The organism is Mesorhizobium sp. AD1-1 (genome assembly GCF_020164655.1).
Lineage (GTDB): Bacteria > Pseudomonadota > Alphaproteobacteria > Rhizobiales > Rhizobiaceae > Mesorhizobium > Mesorhizobium ciceri.
The window spans coordinates 227,564-245,487 of sequence record NZ_JAIUGP010000007.1; the positions used below are offsets into that span (position 1 = coordinate 227,564).

The following is a 17,924-nucleotide window of genomic DNA, read 5'->3' on the forward strand; positions in this document are numbered from 1 at the left end:
ATCAGAAAAAGCCGAAGCTGATCGTTGTCGTGGCATAGGACCGCGGCGACGATGGCGACCGGTTCACCGCATACGGCCCGACCGACCAGCAAAGCGAGGACCGGCGATCCGCACGGCAAAGGCGCTGGCTTCAAACCATGTCGGTGTCTAAGCACCAACCTTGCGCACCTCGGTCGAGGACGCATCGACCGGGCGCCCTTCGGCATTGCGAAGAATTAGGGGGGCGACTGGCTGGCCGCTAGCCTTTTCCACGAGCACCGAATGCGCTTCGCCAGGGTTGAAGCAATGAGCCTCTCCCCATTGCCTCAGTCCCACGACCACGGCGAATAGACCACGCCCCTTTTCAGTCAGCACATAGTCGCTGTGCGCCCCACCGTCTTTTGGCTTTTCTGAGCGTAAGATGTCGGCCTCTTCAAGCGCCTTTAGCCGGGCTGCAAGAATACCCTTCGATATCCCCAGGTTGCGTTGGAACTCCCCAAAGCGGCTTATGCCATCAAATGCGTCACGCACGATCAGCAGGGTCCACCAGTCGCCGATGACATCCAGAGCCCGAGCCACCGGGCATTCGGCCTTCTCCATGCTCCTGCGCTTCAAGCGGCTTCTCCAAATCACCCAACTTGGTTCTATAATAGTACTTGACATCTTTTTTGCAAATGGTTCTATTATAGAACCATCAGCAGAAAGGGTTTCTTATGTCCAAACATCAAGACGAGATTGGGAAGGCGGTCGAACCGCGCCGCAACAGCCCGGTACGGGTAGCAGTGGTTCAATTCAATCCCCAGGTTGGATTGGAAAATCGCAAGGCCAATCTTGCCGCCGTCCAGCAGCGCCTCGAAACGGCCGCAGCAGAAGGAGCAGATCTCATCGTCCTGCCGGAGCTTGCCACGACCGGCTATACCTTCTTCTCGCGCGAAGAGGCGTTTGCCCATTCCGAACCTGTTCCGTCCGGCACCACGGTCCGGGGATGGGAAGAGCTCGCCAAAGCCAAAGGCGTTTACATCGTTGGCTGCTTGCCCGAGTTGGACGGAGCCAAGCTCTACGATACTGCCGTTCTGGTGGGACCGGAGGGCTACATCGGGAAATACCGCAAGACCCATCTGTGGAATGAGGAAAAGCTGTTCTTCACTCCTGGAGATCTAGGCTATCCCGTGTTCGACACGCGGATCGGCCGTATCGGTCTTCTCGTCTGCTGGGACATCTGGTTTCCCGAGACAGCTCGCATCGTCGCGCAGCAAGGCGCCGACATCATTTGCATTCCTACCGGTTGGGTATGGACGCCTCCGCCCCTCTACGATGCGAGCGGCACCTGCATGGCCGCCTATCTCACCATGACGGCAGCGCATGCCAATAACGTTTTCATCGCGACCGCCGACCGCATTGGTGTAGAACGCACCTCCGGCTTCATGGGCAATTCGCTCATTGCCGCAACCAACGGCTGGCCAGTTGGCCGCATCGCCGGACCGGATGAGGACACAATCCTCTACGCCGATATCGACCTCGTCGAAAGCCGCACGGCGCCCATCTGGAACCAGCTCAACGATCTACATCGCGATCGGCGCGTCGATCTTTACGACCAGATGCTGGGCTATCGGGGCGGCAATCCGCACCCCCGCTGAAAAACAATAATGGGAGGAAAGACAAAATGGAGACGCCCTCAATTGGCGGGCGCAGGCCTCGTTTGCCAGCAATCGCCTTGCGTATGCCAGTGGCCACGGGTTCCGGCATCGTCGTCCTCACGATCGCTCTGTTATGGCCGGACAAAGGTAGCTACATCCCTTGGAGCGGCGAAGCCGCTCCAATTGGTGACCTCGCCAGATGGCTCCTCTCGGCGTGGACTGAGCCGGCGTTCTATACGTGCGCGTTCGCCGGAGCGGGGCTGCTCATCGGAGCGATATTTGCCTACTGTCTGGAGGCGACCCGATCTCCTTGGCGGGGCATCGGCCTAGCCTGTGGCTCGGGCCTATGGCCGTGGACGGTGGCTAGCTCCCTACTTGGTCTCGTTTTCAGCAATATCGCCTGGGGTTGGACACTCCGCGACACCGGCATGTGGCAGCCTACCTTCGTGGCTGTAGTGTCGGTCGCGCCGACCATCGTACTCACTTACGGAGCGGGCTGGAGACCAGCGCTGACTGGAGCGGTGCTATCCGCCGTCCTCGTCGCGCCATTGTCCATCGCGGCCACGCATCTCCTTTGCCGCCCGCTCGGATTGCCGCTTGTCGCGGGTGTGACCGGAGGCATGGCGATCGGCGCGTTCCTTTCATTTGCGGTCTGCCATTTCCTGCCCTGGCTGTCCTCCTATTCCGTACAGACCGACGGAGCAAAGGCACAAGAGGTAAAGGCGCCTGATCGCGGCCTTGCTTGGGCGCTCCGCCGGATGCTCGCTGATTTCTCCGAGGCACAGTTCTTTGGCAATGAATGGGCAAGTATCGGCCTGATCCTGGGGGCTGTGCTGGCGTACGTCGTCGCGCCCGGCGTGCCTGTCTATGGCAGTGGGCTATTGCCCATGGTGCTGACTGGGCAAGGTATCGCGGCTATGATCGGTATGACGCTCTGGCATCGCAAATGGACTCAGAGCGGCTTTTATCCAACGTTCGTACCAATCGTCTCCGTGGTGCCTGCGGCAGCGCTGGCGTTTGGAGGGGCGACCATGCCGGTGCTGGGCAGCGCCGTGCTTGGCGCTATCATAGGGGCGCCGCTTGCCGCCGCGATTTCGGCCCGGCTGCCAGAGGGCTTCCATCCCTTCATCGGCAATGTGGCATCAATGGCCATCAGCACCGGCGCCATCATCCCGGCGCTCGGCCTGCTCTTCACCGCGTCATGAGTATGAGGCCTGAAGCATGACCCATTCACCACTCCCGTCATCCAACACCGGTCCAGCTTTCTCGCATCGTGACCGGGTAGGCCAATGCCTCGCGCGCATCGCCGATCCTGCCGGTGAAGGTTCGAAAGCCTTTCTCACAGTCTGGAATGAGGAAGCGCGGATTGCAGCCGAAAGCCTCGATAGGTTAAACGATGTCGGCTACCGTTCTGCGCTCGATGGCCTGCCGGTCTCCATCAAGGATCTGCTCGACGTAAAGGGCGAGGTCACGCGCGCGGCAGCGCGTCCTCTCGACGACACGTTGCCAGCGCGTGAAGACGCACCAGTGGTGGCACGCCTCAAACAGGCTGGCGCGATCCTGATAGGTCGCACGAATATGACCCCGTTCGCTTACTCCGTCGTCGGCCTCAACGGTCATTTCGGGACGCCAGGCAACCCGGTTGATAGGACCCGAACCCCTGGTGGCTCCTCCTCCGGCGCTGCGGTGTCGGTTGCGACCGGCATGACCGCAGCGGCGATCGGTTCCGACACGGTCGGCTCTATTCGCGTGCCGGCGGCACTTTGCGGGGTCGTAGGGGTGAAACCAACGCAACGCGCCGTACCCCTGGATGGCGCCTTCCCGCTGTCCACGACGCTCGACAGCATTGGTCCGCTCGCACGAACGGTCGAGGATTGCGCAAGGGTGTTGGCTGTGATCTCCGGAGGCCAATTGCAGTTATGGCAGCGAACGAATGTCGAGGGTGTCCGCCTAGCTCTCCCCGGCGGCCGCTTCCTTGAAAGCCTTGACACGACGGTATCGGGTGCCTTCGAACGAGCCTGTCGGCGACTGAGTGCGGCCGGCGCCCTCATCCGCGATCAAACCTTCGAAGCCCTGGAAGCAGCAGCCGACGGCTCTCTAGCGCGCACAATACAATCCGTTGAAGCCTTTACCACGCACGAAGCGCTGCTAGCCCGCCGCGGCGGGGATTATGATCCCCGCATCCGTGCCCGCATCCTTCAGGGGCGAGAAGTTTCAGCTGCGGACTATGTCCGCGCGATCCGGATACGCTCCGGGCTCATGGCAGCATTCATGGCGGACATGGCGGAGGTCGACGCCCTCATCTTGCCGACTGTGCCGGTTGTGGCGCCCCGCTTCACCGAATGCGAGTCGGATGAAGACGGCGTTCGCACCCGACTCCTGAGGAACACGGCGCCCTTCAACGTCCTCGACGCCTGCGCCGTCACCCTGCCAATCCAGGACCCGGGCGAACTGCCGGTCGGCCTCATGCTCGCAGCACCGCCCGGGCGTGATGCTCAGCTCATTGACATCGCACGCGCCATAGAAGCCGCGCTTCGCACATAAGGAGAAACCCGATGCCCTATCTACAACTCGATGTCTCACGGGCTTACCCGAGCGACGTCAAACGTGAACTCGCACGTCAATTGGGCGAGATTTATAGCCGCATCATGCAGGCCGACGTGCGGCGCATTTCGATCGCGATTCGCGAATTGGGCGAGGGCGGACTATGGCGATGCACCGGAGAGGAGCCCTACCCCGCCGCTTTGCTCATGTGTGACATCCGTCGCGGACGCCCGGCCGAGCAGCGTGCCATGCTCGCGGAGGCTCTAGTCCGCGCCTGCATGGAGAGCCTCAAGCTAATGATCAACGAAGTCAATGTCGAGTTCACGCAGCATGCGGGGGACGAAATGTACCACCCGATGCTCGGCGGTCTCAGCGATGACTGGTCCGAGAACGAAGCCAGTGGCTGATACACGCCGTTGGGACGATGTGACGGGCCGATAGCGGCGGTCTATCTGCACCCGCTACGCGCCGAGTTCGCCGACGGTCCAGGTGATGGTCGCTGCAACAACAAGGCTTTCCCGGAAGCCGAGACCGAAATGGCTCAAGGCACAAGGTTGATGCTGAGCATTGTCGTCGAACTCACGAGCGCCAATCGGACCGTGTCGAAATCGCAAGAAGAAGAAGCGAAGGCATGACCTCGACCGCAGGCGCTCAGGCAGCATGCGCAAGGTCTTTCCTGGACTGATCGAAGCCGATCCGCAGAAGGCCTGGGAAATACTCCATGGCGGCCGAGGAATTCATCACCGAGGTCGAAAGAAGAGAGGACCCAAACTGGGCTGACGGGCCAGGCCGCCTGTTCCAGGCTTTCGATGGCGGTGTCGCTTCTGCGCCTGCATCGCTCGAATTAGGACCTTCCAACATGGCGGGGCACATTTCTAGGACGTCAATAATCACCTAGACAGGAGCGTCGTCCTGGATGACGCGACGAAGCGCCGTCACATGATGCCAGCTGTGAGCTAAGTGACTACGCCTACGCGGCAACGAAGTGCAAAACGCGGCGAGGCTGAGTGGGGGGAAAGGCGGTAGAGCTCTCTGGACTCGCCCTCCGAACTCGCACAACCATCCCATTTATACGTCCTGGCCGCAATTTGCCGCACAGCTTGATCGGCGCCCTTTCGACGGTGACTGATACAATCTAGATCCTGATCTCGGAACGGAAATCCGCGCACAAGGGCGGGGGCGAGGTCATGAAAAGCGATACCCTGTCCTATCCTCCTCGGGGTCTCTCACGCGAAGAAGCCGCCCGATATGTTGGCGTGGGCATAACCAAATTCGACCAGATGGTTGTTGACCGCCGCATGCCGAAGCCGAAGAGAGTTGACGGCCGCGTGATTTGGGATCGCCTTAAACTCGAAGCGGCGTTTGCCGAACTACCTGGAGACGATGATGAGAATATCGTCGACTTCCTGTTGCAAGGGACTCATCGCAGGGAATAGATTCATTGCGCCATGACCGACAAATTTCCCGGCCTGTCATCCTACACCGATCGCCACGGAAAACTGCGGTGGCGCTATCGGGGGAAAGAGCGTGTGGTTAGTCTGCCTGCTCCCAATCAGCCGGGATTCAAGGACGCATACAAGGCAGCCGTCGAAGGCCGGAAAGTCCCCAAGGCCCCCGTCGTCCAAATGCCTGGAGCCGCCCTGCCCGGCACATTCGGAGCGGCCTATCAACGGTTGAAGATGTCGGTCAAATGGTTGGCGCTTGACGAAGCCAGCAAGCGCAAGAACATGCGGCTGATCGAAGAATTTCTAGAACTGCGGGTGGTCCCAGATCACCCACTTGTCTGGCGCGACGTACCGGTCAAGAACCTTAGACGTATTCATATTGAAGAGCTTCTTGGCCGCTTCATCGCCACGCCCCATAAGGCCAAGCACCTGTTGGTGGGTATACGCAAGCTGGTCTATGTCGCGCTGCGCCAAGATTGGATTGAAATCGACCCCACCGCGGCAGTCGAGTGGCGCCCCGCATATGCCGGCTGGAAAGCATGGTCACGCGAGGCGATGGCGCAATTTGAAAAGCGTTGGCAGCTCGGCACTGCGGCACGCACTTGCTATGGTTTGGCGCTTTGGCTCGGCAACCGCCGCGGCGACGTCGCGGGCCTGCGCTGGGACCAGAGGGTCACCCGCCGTGTCTTCATCGATGGCGTCGAGCGTCACTTCGACGGCTTTGATATCGTCCAGGCCAAGAACAAGGGACGAACAGGCGGCAAACGCCTTTTCGTGCCGGTCACACCCATGCTCGCCGAGATCCTGGATGCGGCCGACAGGCGCGGCGAGACCGTTTTGGTCACCGCCTATGGTGAGCCCTTCTCCGCCAAGTCACTGACTGGAATGATGGCGCATTGGTGCAAGCTTGCCGGTCTCCCGAAAGGCCTGACCCTGCATGGTTTGAGGAAGTCGCTCGGTGTTTACCTGGCGGAGGCCGAGGCCTCGACCAGACAGCTCATGGACGTGCTGGGTCACGACGATATCGATCATGCGGAGCTCTATTCACGCGAGGCATCGCAGGTTCGCCTGGCGGTTCAGGGGATGGACCGAGTCGTGCGGCTGGTGACGCGCAAGCCGATGCTTGGCGAACCTGTTGGCGAACCTCGTGGCGAACCACCCTATAAAACCTTGATAAATAACGAAAATGGTGGGCCCGGAGGGACTCGAACCCCCAACCAAGCGGTTATGAGCCGCCGGCTCTAACCATTGAGCTACAGGCCCCACGCGGGCTGGATTAATGTTTTTCGCATCGCGGCACAAGGCTTTCCCGACGGGCTTCCCCAGATCGCCCAAATCAACCCATAATCGCGCTCTACGCGACGTCTGCGACTTGATCGCAGACCAAGGAGATTTTCATGACCAGACATCTTTTGCCTCTCGCGCTCGCCGCTGCAATCGCTTTTCCGGCGATGGCTGGAGCCACCGATCTGCCGACGCCGCCCCGCATCATCGTGTCAGGCGAAGGCGAAGCAACCGTGGCCCCCGATCTGGCGGTCCTGACGCTGAGCGTCATGCGCGAGGCCAAGACCGCGCGCGCCGCACTCGACGCCAACAATGACGCCATGGCCGCCGTGATCGCGGCGATGAAATCCGCCGGCATCAAGGACCGGGACCTGCAGACCGCCGGCATCCAGATCAACCCGCGCTACAACTACACCAACAAGCCGGACGGCAGCCAGGAAGCCGAACTCGTCGCCTATCAGGTGACCAACACGCTTTCGGTGCGGGTGCGCGATGTCGACAAGACCGGCGAGATCCTCGACAAGGCGGTGTCGCTCGGCGTCAACCAGGGTGGCGGCATCGCCTTCACCAATGACAACCCGGCAGCCACGGTCACCGAGGCGCGCAAGAAGGCGGTCGCCAACGCCATGGCCAAAGCCAAGACGCTGGCCGAGGCCGCAGGCGCCAGCCTCGGCCGGGTGCTCGAGATATCAGATCAGAACATTGCGCCGGCGCCGATGCCGATCAACGCCAAGGCCTTCGATGCCGCGGCGGGTGGCGCGGCTCCCGTGCAGGCCGGCGAGAATTCCTACAATGTCCAGGTGACCGTCACCTTCGAACTGAAGTAAGCGGCTCTGAGGATCCGTGCTGGTCTTGCCCAGCCACGGATGCATCACCAGCCAATAGCGCGCATGAAAAACCCCGCGGGATTGCTCCCGCGGGGTTTTTTCGAGCCACACCCTTCAAACGGAAAGGGGCTCCGCTAGTCCCAGCTGATCTTGCGAAAGATCATGCTGCCAGGCTGACCCTCAAAGAGGGTCGGCCTTAATTGTCGAACCTCAGCGATAGATAACCGGGCAGCCGCGCTCGTTGGCGAACACCACCACGACACGGTCGCCGTCCTGACGGCCCGCCACCTTCACCGTGCGCCGGTTGACGTCGACGATCCGGACCCGGTGGAGGCCCATGCGTTCGGCCTTGTCGAGGGCGCGGTCCGGCGAACAGCCACGGCGCCAGTCGCCGCGGCGTTCATCACGGCGATGGCGATAACCGTCGTCACCGGTATAGACGCCGAAACGCGGGTCGTTGTTGTTGCCGAAGCCGAGATAGAGGCTGTCGGCGTGGGCGGGAACGGCCGCCAGCGTGCCGAGACCGACCAGGGCCGAAAGGGCTGCCGTCTTGATCGTGTTGAACATCGTCTTCTCTCCTTTTTGCGGGCCTTCGCCCGTCCTCGTGAACCGATGGGGGGAGAATGCGCTTGCCTGTCTGAACTCTTTACGAACCTGCCGTTCATCTCCGGTTCATATGGCGGGAAGAAGGAAGTTCCGGCCATTCGCCACCGTCCCCAGCCCTTGGTGAAGGCCGGAATGCCTGACTCGGCGCCCTATTCCGAGCCCGCGGATTGGGCGGAAGTCGTGGAACGTAAGGCTGTTGCTCGCCGCCGCTGGTCCTACGGCTCCTCGTCCAGCACATAGTCAAAATAGTCTTCCGGCTCGGCAAGATCGGTTTCACTCGCTTTGACCCGACCGCGCATCGAGATGCCGGCTTCATGCACGGTCTCGGCGCTGCCAGACACCAGCCGGTGCCACCAGTAGAGGTCGCGGCCCTCGGCAACCAGCCGATAGGCACAGGTACTGGGCAGCCAACTGATGGTTCGCACATTCTGCGGCGTCAGCCCGACGCAGTCGGGAACGCGCGCCAGCCGGTTGGCGTAGTCCGAACAGCGGCAGGTCTCGGCGTCGAACAGCCGACAGCCGACGCTGGTCCAGTAGATCTCGCCGGTGTCCTCGTCCTCAAGCTTTGACAGGCAGCATTTACCGCAGCCGTCGCACAGCGATTCCCACTCGGCCGGGCTCATCGCCTCCAGCGCCTTGGTTTTCCAGAATGGCGTTTCCATTTCCCGGATGTGGCCCCGGCCGCGGGCAAGGTCAAGCGCGGCAATGGTCGCAATTGCGGCTATCGCCAGGTGAATGACATGAAGTTGCCTTCAAAAGGTCGGTCAATCGCCCCGTACGGCCTCTATCCGTGCCAGACTGGAACCAATCGGCACAAGATCGGTTTCGGCAAGGATGGGACCCCACAAGGAGAATTTCGATGAAACGCCAACCACGGATTCTGGCAGGCACCGCACTTGGCCTGTTGATGGCATCCGCGCCGTTGGGCGCGTTCCCGCTTCAGGGAAGTGTCGCGTCCGGTCTTGCCCAGCGCACGGCAACCCCATTCATCCTGGCGCAAGCAGCATGCGCCGAGGGCGAATCGGCCGAGGCCTGCGCGCAGAAGCAGCAGGCGGAACCCGAACAGAAACACGAGCGCAAGAAGGCCGAGCCTGAACAGCAGGCCGCGCCTGCCCAGAGCGAGCAGCCCGCCGAGGAGCAGCAGCCACGCCGGAAGAAGCGCGACCAGCAGCAGCAGGCCGAGCAGGCGCCGGCCGAACAGGCCGCTCCCGCCGAAGAACAGCAGCCGCGCAGGAAGAAGCGTGATCAGCAGCAGCAGACCGAGCAGGCGCCGGCCGAACAGGCAGCACCCGCAGAGGAACAGCAGCCGCGCAGAAAGAAGCGTGACCAGCAGCAGCAGACCGAGCAGGCGCCGGCCGAACAGGCAGCACCCGCAGGGGAACAGCAGCCGCGCAGAAAGAAGCGTGATCAGCAGCAGCAGACTGAGCAGACGCCGGCCGAACAGGTCGCGCCGGCCAACGACAATCAGCCCGGCGAGCAGGCCCAGCCGCGCAAGAAGAACAAGCAGGATCAGCAAGCCCAACCTGAAGTCGCCCCGGCGCCGAAGGAAGCTCCCGCTGGAGAGGCGACAGCCCCTGCCGGCGAGCAGCCGGCGGCCCAAGGTGAGCAGCCCCAGGACACGACGAAGAAGCACGGCAGGAAACCTGTTGGCGAGCAGCCGGCGACGGCCGAACAACCCGCCACCGGCGAACAACCGGCCAATGGTCAGACGGCAGCACCGGCACAGGGCGAAAACCCGGTGCAAGGCGAAGCACCGGCCGATCCAAACGCCGCTCCCATCCTGGACAGCCAGAAGGACGCCGAGCGCAGGGGCGGCGGCCGCAAACGTGGCGACAAGAATGCTCAGCAGGATGGCGAGCAGCAGAATGGCGGGCAAAATGCCCAGCAAGGTGGCGATCAGGGCCGCAAGCCGGTGGCTGCTCCCGTCGACCAGGGTCCGCCGCCCACCGACGACAGGGCCGCACAGCAGGAGATCAAGCCCGAGAAGATCGTCCCGGTGACCGAGGAGAAGGGCACGCGCGTAGAGCGTGCGCCCGATGAGATCGCCCGCGATCGTCGGCGTCCGAAAGGCGTCGACGTCGTCAGGAAACTCGGCGATCGCGTCATCCTGCAGTTCAACAACCAGACATTTGTCCAGAGCAATGACGCCCCGCGCGTCACCCGCGGTGCCAAAGAAGTCTACTATGAGGATCTGTCGGGCGATCGCACCCGGGAAATCGTCGAGCGTGACAACGGTGTCCGGATCGTCACCATCCGCAACCGCTATGGCGACGTTATCCAGCGTTCGCGCATCGCGCCGGATGGACGCGAATATGTGCTGAGCTATGTCGACGAGCGGCACTATCAAGATGACAGCGACTGGCGTGATCCCGGCGACGACCTGCCGCCGATGCGGCTGACCATCCCGCGCCGGGAATACATTCTCGATTCCGAGGACGTCGAGAGCCCCGATGACTACTACGAGTTCCTCGAACAGCCCCCGGTCGAGAAGGTCCAGCGCCTCTATTCGATCGACGAGGTCAAGCGTTCGGCCCGCGTGCGCGACATCGCACGTCGCGTCGATCTCGACACGCTCAACTTCGAATTCGGTTCGGCCTCCATCTCCGACACCGAGGTGCAGAAGCTCGAGGGCGTAGCGACGGCCATGGAGAAGCTGTTGAAGAAGAACCCGGCCGAGACCTTCCTGATCGAAGGTCACACCGACGCGGTCGGCACACCGGAGGCTAACCTCGCTCTTTCCGATCGCCGTGCGGAAGCGGTGGCGGAGGCTCTGACCAATGCCTTCGGCATCCCGCCGGAAAACCTGACGACACAGGGCTATGGCGAGGAGTATCTGAAGGTCAACACGGCGGCGCCCAACCGCGAGAACCGCCGCGTAGCCATCCGCCGCATCACCTCGCTGGTGGCACCGGTCGCCAGCAACAATTAGGTCATGATTTCAAAATCATGACCCGGTTTGTGGAATCGGCAAGAGAAGCATCCACCCCCGGCACAGCCGGGGGTGGATGGATGTGCGGGGTTCAACAAGAATTGTACGGGCGTTAGACACGGCTCATTGAATCGCGAGCGCAGCCACCCCAGATTCGGTGCTGGGCGTTCCCTGCCCCGTCCCGACTCCAGCGGGACGCATTGAGCCCCGCCGGACTTTGTTCGGCGGGGTTTTTTGTCTTGCAAACGGTGGCGGCCTCGTCGAATACGGCCATTGTCTGAGAGATAACCAGCCGGAATCATCCCATGAAGCGTCTCGAACTCGCCATCGAATCGATCATTCTCGCTTCACGCTGGCTGCTCGTCGTTTTCTATATAGGCCTGGCCCTGGCATTGGCCGTCTATGCGCTGTCCTTCGGCAAGAAGCTCTATGAGTTCATTAGCCTGGCGTTCACGCTCGGTGACACCGACACCATCCTGAAGATGCTCGGCTTGATCGATGCCGCGCTGGTTGCCTCGCTGGTGGTGATGGTCATCATCTCGGGCTACGAGAATTTCGTCAGCCGCTTCGACGACCAGGACGGCGGTGTGCACTGGCTGGGCACCATCGATGTCGGTTCGCTGAAGGTCAAGGTTGCCTCGACCATCGTCGCCATCTCGTCGATCCACCTCTTGCAGGTGTTCTTGAACTCATCGTCCTACACGACCGACCAGTTGATGTGGCTGACCATCATCCATCTCGCCTTCGTCGTCTCGGCGCTCATGCTCGCCTATATCGACCGGCTGATGGGCCTGAGCAAAGGCAAGAAGGACGAGGCGTGAGCCTGCGCCTGCCGGAAGTTGAATCAATCCCGCAGGAACGATGCCCTACCGCCTTGTTCGAGCAGGGCTTTCCCATGACTCTGCTGGTGGCGAAGGGCTTGGCTCGACGCCCGTCGCGTCAAAACGAAGAGCTCTAGTAAATATTCCTGATCTTGCTGTCCGTGCGGGCAAACACCTCGTCGGGAACAAAAAAGTCGCCGGCCAGCGGCCCGGTCGCATCAGGCGCATAGATCGAGAAATCGCTGACGCCCTCGGCGCGCAGCACCTCTTCGTCGATGTAGAAATTGCCGGTCGCTTCGCGCGCCGGCCGCATGAAGATGGCATGCGCAGCATCGGCCATGATGTCGGGCAAACGGCTCATTGCCGCCACCGTCGCGCCGCCCAGCAGATTGCGCACGGCTGCCGTGTCGATGGTCGAAATCGGCCACAGTGAATTGACGGCGATGCCGTCCTTGGCGAACTCGGCGCTCATGCCGAGCGTGCACATCGACATGCCGAACTTGGCCATCGTGTAGGCGACATGATTCTTGAACCACTTGGCCTTCATGTCGAGCGGCGGTGCCAGATTCAGGATGTGAGGATTGCTGGCCAACTTCAGGTGCGGAATGCACATTTTGGACACCAGGAAGGTGCCGCGCGTGTTGATCTGATGCATCAGGTCGTAGCGCTTCATGTCGGTTTCCAGCGTGCCGGTGAGCTGGATGCCGCTGGCATTGTTGACGCAGATATCGATGCCGCCGAACTTTTCCACGGTCCTGGCGACCGCCTCGGCCACCTGTGCCTCTTCACGGATGTCGCACAGCACGGGCAGCGCCTTGCCGCCGGCCTGCTCGATCTCTTCTGCCGCGCTATAGATTGTGCCGGGCAGCTTCGGATGCGGTTCGGCGGTTTTGGCCGCGATCGTCACATTGGCGCCGTCGCGCGCCGCGCGCAGCGCGATCGCCAGCCCGATGCCGCGCGATCCGCCGGAGATGAACAGCGTCTTTCCCTTGAGCGACATTTCCTTGCGCCTCCCTTGCAACACGTCAGACGCGAAGCTTTGCGCGGCGGGCGACCACAGCGCAAGACCCGACACGCCGGACACCGCGTTACGCAGCGTAGGGTTTATGACTAAACCAGCACCAGCCCCTGCCGCATCGCAGTGGCAATCGCGTCGGTGCGGTTGGCGGCACCGAGCTTGATCAGGATTGCGGCGACATGGAACTTCGCGGTGTGCACGGAAATGTTCAGCCGCCGCGCGATCACCTTGTTGGGTGCGCCCTCGGCCAGCAGCGCCAGCACTTCCGCCTCGCGCGGCGACAGCGAAGGACGGACGGCATGCTCGTCGGAGGCTTCATCTTCGAACGGCTCGCCATCGCCAGTATGGAAATCCTCATGGCGTCCGGTTCTGCGCTCGCCCGATACCCGATAGCCGGCCGCCGCCAGCCGCGCCGCCGCAGCGATCAACAAATCGTCCGCGCCCGTTTGGAGGACGGCCAACACCTCGCCCGCGGGCCGTTCGCCAGCGCGTCCCGATAGCAGAACCCGGGGAATGGCGGCCGGCACGGCACCGCCGCTGCTGTCGTCAACGATGGCGACGTCAGCCCTGCCGGCCACCACCGGCAGCAGGTCATCGCTCGCGGCCAGCGAGGCCGCCAGGCGCTCGGCGCGCGACGCATCGCCAAGCGCAATCAGCACCACCAGCCGCCGCGAGACGGCACCGTCATGCATGATCCGGTCGCTGGTGAGCGTGTCCATGGATGCCCTCAGCTCAGCGGCTTTTCGCCGATGGTCAGCCCGACATCGCGCTTTTCGCCGCCGCGCACCACGCCGAGCGTCACCGAAGCGCCCGCACTGTCTGGTCCGAGCCTGCGGATCAGGTCGCGCGGGCCATGCACCGCCTCACCGTTCCACGCCACGATGATATCGCCGAGAGAGAGACCGGCGGCCTTGGCGGGACCATCGTCATCGAGGCTCATCACCATTGCGCCATGTGCGTTGCGGTCGCGTACCGGATGCAGGCCGGCGCCGAGATAACCGCGCGCGACATGGCCCTTTTCGCGCAGCGTCGCAACCGCCCGCTCGATCGTCTCGTAAGGCATGACCAGCGCCCGGTGGCGCGGCCCGAACAGCAGCATGCCGATCAGCGCACCCTTGGCGTCGAGAACCGGGCCGCCCTCGAAACGGCCGCCGGCACCGACGGCCAGATTGATGCGCCGGTCGATGGTGCCGCCGCGCATCGAGCGCCAGGCCGGACCGACTTCGCCTACCGAGCCCGAAACGGCCAGAGCCGACCCGTTGCTATTGCCGATGGCGATGGCAATGTTGCCTGGCCGCACCGCGTCAGCCCTGGCCAACGGCACGGCGTTGATGGCCGTAGCCGGCTTCAGCAGGGCAACGCCAGTCGACGGATCGCGGCCGACCAGTTCTGCCTTCACCGCCTCACCCGAGGCCAGCGTCAGTTCGATCTCCTCGCCGGCCTCGACAGCCTCCTCGGCGGTGACGAAATAACCGTCACGCCAGTGGAAGGCGCTTGCCGTGCGGTGATGATGCGTGGCGAAGCCAGCCGTTGCCGGTGCCGCCTGGGCGGCGAGATCGGCGATGGCTTGCGAAAACGCACTCAGATTGAAATCGCTCATATTGGTCTCCTGGGTTCATCCATGCCCCAGATATCGCTCGACAGCGCGTTCAGAGGTACTCGCCTGACGGCTAGTTGCCGGTTTGACTGGCCATCTGGTCAGGTCGCGGCGGTTCCAGCCGCTCCGCACATATAGTGCGTGTCGCCCAAAAGTGCTCAGCGGTTTTGGGACAACGACACGCACAGGAAAAAAATCATCCTTTCGCCCGAAAATACGGAGCCCTTCCATGGCCCTCGCCGCAGCCAAATTCGAACCTGACGATACATTGCTCGACGCATATTCGACGACCGTTGCGGACGCCGTCGACCGCATCGGCCCGGCCGTCTGCCGCATCGAACGCGTCGGCGGCCAGGGCGGCCACGGCTCCGGCTTCGTCATCGCGCCGGACGGACTGGTCGTCACCAATTTCCACGTCGTCGGCGATGCCAGGACAGTGCGCGTCTCGATGCCGGACGGCGCCTCCCGCGAAGGCCGCGTGCTCGGCCGCGATCCCGACACCGACATCGCGCTGGTGCGCGCCGACGGCAGCTTTGCCGATGTCGCACCGCTCGCCGATTCCAAGCGGCTGCGGCGCGGCCAGATCGCCATCGCCATCGGCAATCCGCTCGGCTTTGAATGGACCGTCACCTCCGGCGTCGTCTCGGCGCTCGGCCGCTCCATGCGCGCCTCGACCGGCCGGCTGATCGACGACGTCATCCAGACCGACGCAGCGCTCAACCCCGGCAATTCCGGCGGGCCGCTGGTTTCGTCGGCCGGCGAGGTGATCGGCGTCAACACCGCCATGATCCATGGCGCGCAGGGCATCGCCTTCGCGGTCGCCTCCAACACCGCCAATTTCGTCATTTCGGAGATCATCCGCTTCGGCCGTGTCCGCCGCGCCTTCATCGGCGTCTCGGCCGACACTGCCAGTTTGCCGCGCCGCGCCGCCTTGTTGTCGCAAGTCTCGACCAGCACGGCGGTTCGCCTGCGCAGCGTCGAAAAGGACGGCCCGGCGGCCAAGGCCGGCCTGAAAGAAGGCGACATCATCGCCGCCATCGACGGCCGTCCTGTCACCGGCGTCGACGACCTGGTGCGCATGCTCGACGCCGAACGCATCGGCCGCGAGACGCTGTGCACCGTCGTGCGCCGCACCGGTGTCAGCCAGGTGACGGTGACGCCGGTGGCAAGGGCCAGTTGAGGCGGGCGCTCAGGCTCCCGCCACCCCTTCCGCATACTGCGCCAGAAACGCCTCGCTCGGCGGGATCGGCTTGATGACGTCGATCAGCACGCCATTGGGGTCCTTGGTGATGAAATGGCGCTGGCCGAAGGGCTCGTCGCGCAGCGAGCGCAGGATCGGCAGGCCGGCGGCGACGACGCGCTCATAGACAGCGTCCGGGTCGCGAACCTCGAAATTGATCAGCAGGCCCGAAGCGCGGCCCCGCCCCTCTTCCGGGATGGTCTCATGGTCGCCCTGGACGATGCCGAGATTGACTCTTCTGTCCTCCCCCGATTGCAGATGCACATACCAGTCGCTTTCGAACAGGGGCTGGAAGCGGAAATGCTTCACATAAAAGGCCGCCGTGCCGGCGACGTCGCCGGTCATCAGCACCGGGTAATAGCTCGTCGTCTTCATCTTTCCTTCTCCCGTCAATTAACATACAGTCTGCATGTAAACCGAATTAACATACAGGCTGCATGTATGCAACACGATTTCGCGCGTCGTTCCAACCGCGACCGCACCGAAGCGACTCGCGCCCACCTGATTGCCGCGGCGCGAAAGCTGTTCACGGAGAAATCCTATTCCGAGACCGGCACGCCGGAGATCGCCGCCGCCGCCGGCGTGACGCGCGGCGCGCTCTACCATCATTTTGCTGACAAGCAGGCACTGTTTGCTGCCGTGGTCGAGCAGGAGGCGGCAGCGGTCGCCGAGGAGATCGAGCGCGCCTCGCCGCCATCGCTGTTTGCCCATGACGCGCTGATTGCCGGCTCCGACGCCTATCTCGCCGCCATGCGCGCGCCCGGACGCACGCGGCTGCTGCTGCTCGACGGCCCGGCCGTGCTTGGCCGCGCCGCCATGGACGCGATCGACAATCGCCACGGCAACCGCTCTCTGCGCGAAGGGCTGGTCGCGGCGATGCGGGCGCAGACGATGACGAGATTGCCGGCCGAAGCGCTGACCGCACTGCTCGGCTCCGCCTTCGACCGTGCCGCCCTGGCCATCGAGGCCGGCGCCTCAGCGCAAGATTACCGCGCCGTGCTCATGGCGCTGATCGATGGGCTGTCTCGTGCTCCTCATCCGGCACCTCGCCCGGCTCGAACTCGTTGAAGCAGCCGAGCTGGCGCTTGAACTGGTCGATCAGCCAGGCCGCCGCCGGCTTCGGGCTGCGATCGCTGCGATGCATGGCAAACAGCGGCGAACTCACCTCCCTGAAGGATTCGAGGTCGATCTCGACCAGCCGGCCGCTCGCCAGGTCGTCTGATATCAGCCAGCGCGGCAGCCCGCCCCAGCCCAGCCCCTCGCGCATCAGCATGTGCTTGGTGCGGACATCCGTCAGCCGCCAGGTACGGTAGGCATAGACGCCGAAGTCGCGCCCCTTGGTGCGCTCCGACTGGTCGGTGACGACAAGTTGGGTGTGTTCGCGCGCATCCTCGATCGCCACCGGTTTCGGCAGCAAGGCCAGCGGGTGGGTGGGCGCGGCGGCCAGCACGATCGACATGAAGCCGATGCGCACAAGGTTCACGTCGACATCGCCCAGCAGGCCGCCAATGCCAAGGTCGGCCTGACCGCTGACGACATGGTCGGGGATCAGGCCGAGCGTGCCGATGTGCAGCCGCAGCATCACGGTCGGAAACTGCGCCTCGAATGCCTTCAGCACCCGAACCAGCACCGGTGACGGCAGCGTCGCGTCGACCGACAGCGCGACCTCGGCCTCGAGCCCCTGGTGGTGGCCGTCGACGCGCGAGCGGATGCGCTGCAGCACGCCGATCATGCGCCGTGCGTCCTCCAGCATCGCCCGGCCGATCTCCGTCAATTGCGGCTCGCGCGTGCCCTCGCGCTCGAACAGTTTCAGCCCAAGCTGCGCCTCGAGATTGGCGATGCCGTAGCTGATGACGGACTGTGCCCGGTTGAGCTTGCGGCCGGCGGCCGAGAAGCTGCCGGCTTCGGCGACTGTCACAAAGATCTGAAGTTGATCGAGCGTCGGGTTGGGCTGCATCGTTATATCCAACTTATGGATGGATCGTATAGAAAATATA

General features: G+C 63.1%; 19 protein-coding genes, 1 tRNA gene and 1 pseudogene. 11 read left to right on the top strand and 10 right to left on the bottom strand.

Translation table 11 applies throughout. The features are described 5' to 3' along the window. Positions 1-147: 147 nt before the first annotated feature. Positions 148-579, bottom strand: coding sequence for a winged helix-turn-helix transcriptional regulator (locus tag LB519_RS16045; protein WP_224620574.1), 432 nt, complete (start codon positions 577-579; stop codon positions 148-150). A 113-nt stretch (positions 580-692) separates the two neighbouring features. Between LB519_RS16045 and LB519_RS16050 the strand changes: the two genes are divergently transcribed. Genes LB519_RS16050 through LB519_RS16065 form a run of 4 tightly spaced genes read left to right on the top strand, consistent with a single transcriptional unit; the run spans position 693 to position 4,567 of the window. After that, positions 693-1,616 carry a nitrilase family protein gene (locus tag LB519_RS16050; protein WP_140671371.1) on the top strand — a complete coding sequence of 308 codons (924 nt, stop codon included), beginning with the start codon at positions 693-695 and terminating at the stop codon, positions 1,614-1,616. 26 nt (positions 1,617-1,642) lie between these two features. Then, entirely contained in the window at positions 1,643-2,821 is a 1,179-nt protein-coding gene (locus LB519_RS16055) for a hypothetical protein (RefSeq protein ID WP_224620575.1), read from the top strand. Between the two features lie 16 nt (positions 2,822-2,837). Continuing rightward, a complete protein-coding gene (locus tag LB519_RS16060) occupies positions 2,838-4,160 on the top strand; it encodes an amidase (RefSeq protein WP_224620576.1) in 1,323 nt (440 codons plus the stop codon). An 11-nt stretch (positions 4,161-4,171) separates the two neighbouring features. Next, positions 4,172-4,567 (top strand): tautomerase, encoded by a 396-nt coding sequence (locus LB519_RS16065; protein ID WP_224620577.1) that lies wholly within the window; start codon positions 4,172-4,174, stop codon positions 4,565-4,567. Between the two features lie 54 nt (positions 4,568-4,621). Here the strand turns inward: LB519_RS16065 and LB519_RS16070 are convergent, their stop codons facing one another. After that, positions 4,622-4,828, bottom strand: coding sequence for a hypothetical protein (locus tag LB519_RS16070; RefSeq protein WP_224620578.1), 207 nt, complete (start codon positions 4,826-4,828; stop codon positions 4,622-4,624). Between the two features lie 519 nt (positions 4,829-5,347). Here LB519_RS16070 and LB519_RS16075 point away from each other — a divergent pair. Next, complete coding sequence (locus tag LB519_RS16075; protein WP_224620579.1) at positions 5,348-5,596, top strand: hypothetical protein; 249 nt, start codon at positions 5,348-5,350, stop codon at positions 5,594-5,596. Positions 5,597-6,160: 564 nt separating this feature from the next. Beyond that, positions 6,161-6,601: pseudogene (locus tag LB519_RS16080) on the top strand (tyrosine-type recombinase/integrase); the annotation flags it as partial. A 191-nt stretch (positions 6,602-6,792) separates the two neighbouring features. Here LB519_RS16080 and LB519_RS16085 read toward each other — a convergent pair. After that, positions 6,793-6,868: transfer RNA gene (locus LB519_RS16085), tRNA-Ile, on the bottom strand. A gap of 134 nt (positions 6,869-7,002) precedes the next feature. On the opposite strand from LB519_RS16085, the gene LB519_RS16090 reads away from it, so the two are divergent. Then, positions 7,003-7,716 (top strand): SIMPL domain-containing protein, encoded by a 714-nt coding sequence (locus tag LB519_RS16090; RefSeq protein ID WP_013530175.1) that lies wholly within the window; start codon positions 7,003-7,005, stop codon positions 7,714-7,716. Between the two features lie 210 nt (positions 7,717-7,926). Here LB519_RS16090 and LB519_RS16095 read toward each other — a convergent pair whose 3' ends face one another. Together LB519_RS16095 and LB519_RS16100 are read right to left on the bottom strand one after the other, a co-directional pair. After that, on the bottom strand, positions 7,927-8,283 hold the full coding sequence (locus LB519_RS16095) for a hypothetical protein (RefSeq protein ID WP_013530174.1): 357 nt from the start codon (positions 8,281-8,283) through the stop codon (positions 7,927-7,929). Between the two features lie 254 nt (positions 8,284-8,537). Continuing rightward, positions 8,538-8,984: a YcgN family cysteine cluster protein gene (locus tag LB519_RS16100; protein WP_013530173.1), complete on the bottom strand. Its 447-nt coding sequence runs from the start codon at positions 8,982-8,984 to the stop codon at positions 8,538-8,540. 197 nt (positions 8,985-9,181) lie between these two features. On the opposite strand from LB519_RS16100, the gene LB519_RS16105 reads away from it, so the two are divergent. Both LB519_RS16105 and LB519_RS16110 read left to right on the top strand, forming a co-directional pair. Next, positions 9,182-11,251 (top strand): OmpA family protein, encoded by a 2,070-nt coding sequence (locus tag LB519_RS16105; protein WP_224620580.1) that lies wholly within the window; start codon positions 9,182-9,184, stop codon positions 11,249-11,251. Positions 11,252-11,556: 305 nt separating this feature from the next. Next, positions 11,557-12,072 carry a TIGR00645 family protein gene (locus LB519_RS16110; protein ID WP_013530171.1) on the top strand — a complete coding sequence of 172 codons (516 nt, stop codon included), beginning with the start codon at positions 11,557-11,559 and terminating at the stop codon, positions 12,070-12,072. Between the two features lie 133 nt (positions 12,073-12,205). On the opposite strand, the gene LB519_RS16115 is transcribed toward LB519_RS16110, so the two are convergent. The 3 genes from LB519_RS16115 to LB519_RS16125 form a co-directional block, all read right to left on the bottom strand. Beyond that, entirely contained in the window at positions 12,206-13,072 is an 867-nt protein-coding gene (locus tag LB519_RS16115; RefSeq protein ID WP_224620581.1) for an SDR family oxidoreductase, read from the bottom strand. Positions 13,073-13,182: 110 nt separating this feature from the next. After that, positions 13,183-13,809, bottom strand: coding sequence for a helix-turn-helix transcriptional regulator (locus tag LB519_RS16120; RefSeq protein WP_063168767.1), 627 nt, complete (start codon positions 13,807-13,809; stop codon positions 13,183-13,185). Between the two features lie 8 nt (positions 13,810-13,817). Continuing rightward, positions 13,818-14,690, bottom strand: coding sequence for a S1C family serine protease (locus tag LB519_RS16125; RefSeq protein ID WP_224620582.1), 873 nt, complete (start codon positions 14,688-14,690; stop codon positions 13,818-13,820). 226 nt (positions 14,691-14,916) lie between these two features. On the opposite strand from LB519_RS16125, the gene LB519_RS16130 reads away from it, so the two are divergent. Continuing rightward, complete coding sequence (locus tag LB519_RS16130; protein ID WP_013530167.1) at positions 14,917-15,867, top strand: S1C family serine protease; 951 nt, start codon at positions 14,917-14,919, stop codon at positions 15,865-15,867. A 9-nt stretch (positions 15,868-15,876) separates the two neighbouring features. Here the strand turns inward: LB519_RS16130 and LB519_RS16135 are convergent, their stop codons facing one another. Continuing rightward, positions 15,877-16,302 carry a VOC family protein gene (locus LB519_RS16135; protein WP_013530166.1) on the bottom strand — a complete coding sequence of 142 codons (426 nt, stop codon included), beginning with the start codon at positions 16,300-16,302 and terminating at the stop codon, positions 15,877-15,879. A 66-nt stretch (positions 16,303-16,368) separates the two neighbouring features. Here LB519_RS16135 and LB519_RS16140 point away from each other — a divergent pair, with 66 nt between their 5' ends. Then, on the top strand, positions 16,369-16,995 hold the full coding sequence (locus tag LB519_RS16140) for a TetR/AcrR family transcriptional regulator (protein WP_224620583.1): 627 nt from the start codon (positions 16,369-16,371) through the stop codon (positions 16,993-16,995). Here the strand turns inward: LB519_RS16140 and LB519_RS16145 are convergent. Next, a complete protein-coding gene (locus LB519_RS16145) occupies positions 16,928-17,884 on the bottom strand; it encodes a LysR family transcriptional regulator (protein ID WP_024505493.1) in 957 nt (318 codons plus the stop codon). The genes LB519_RS16140 and LB519_RS16145 overlap by 68 nt on opposite strands. Between the last annotated feature and the right edge of the window lie 40 nt (positions 17,885-17,924).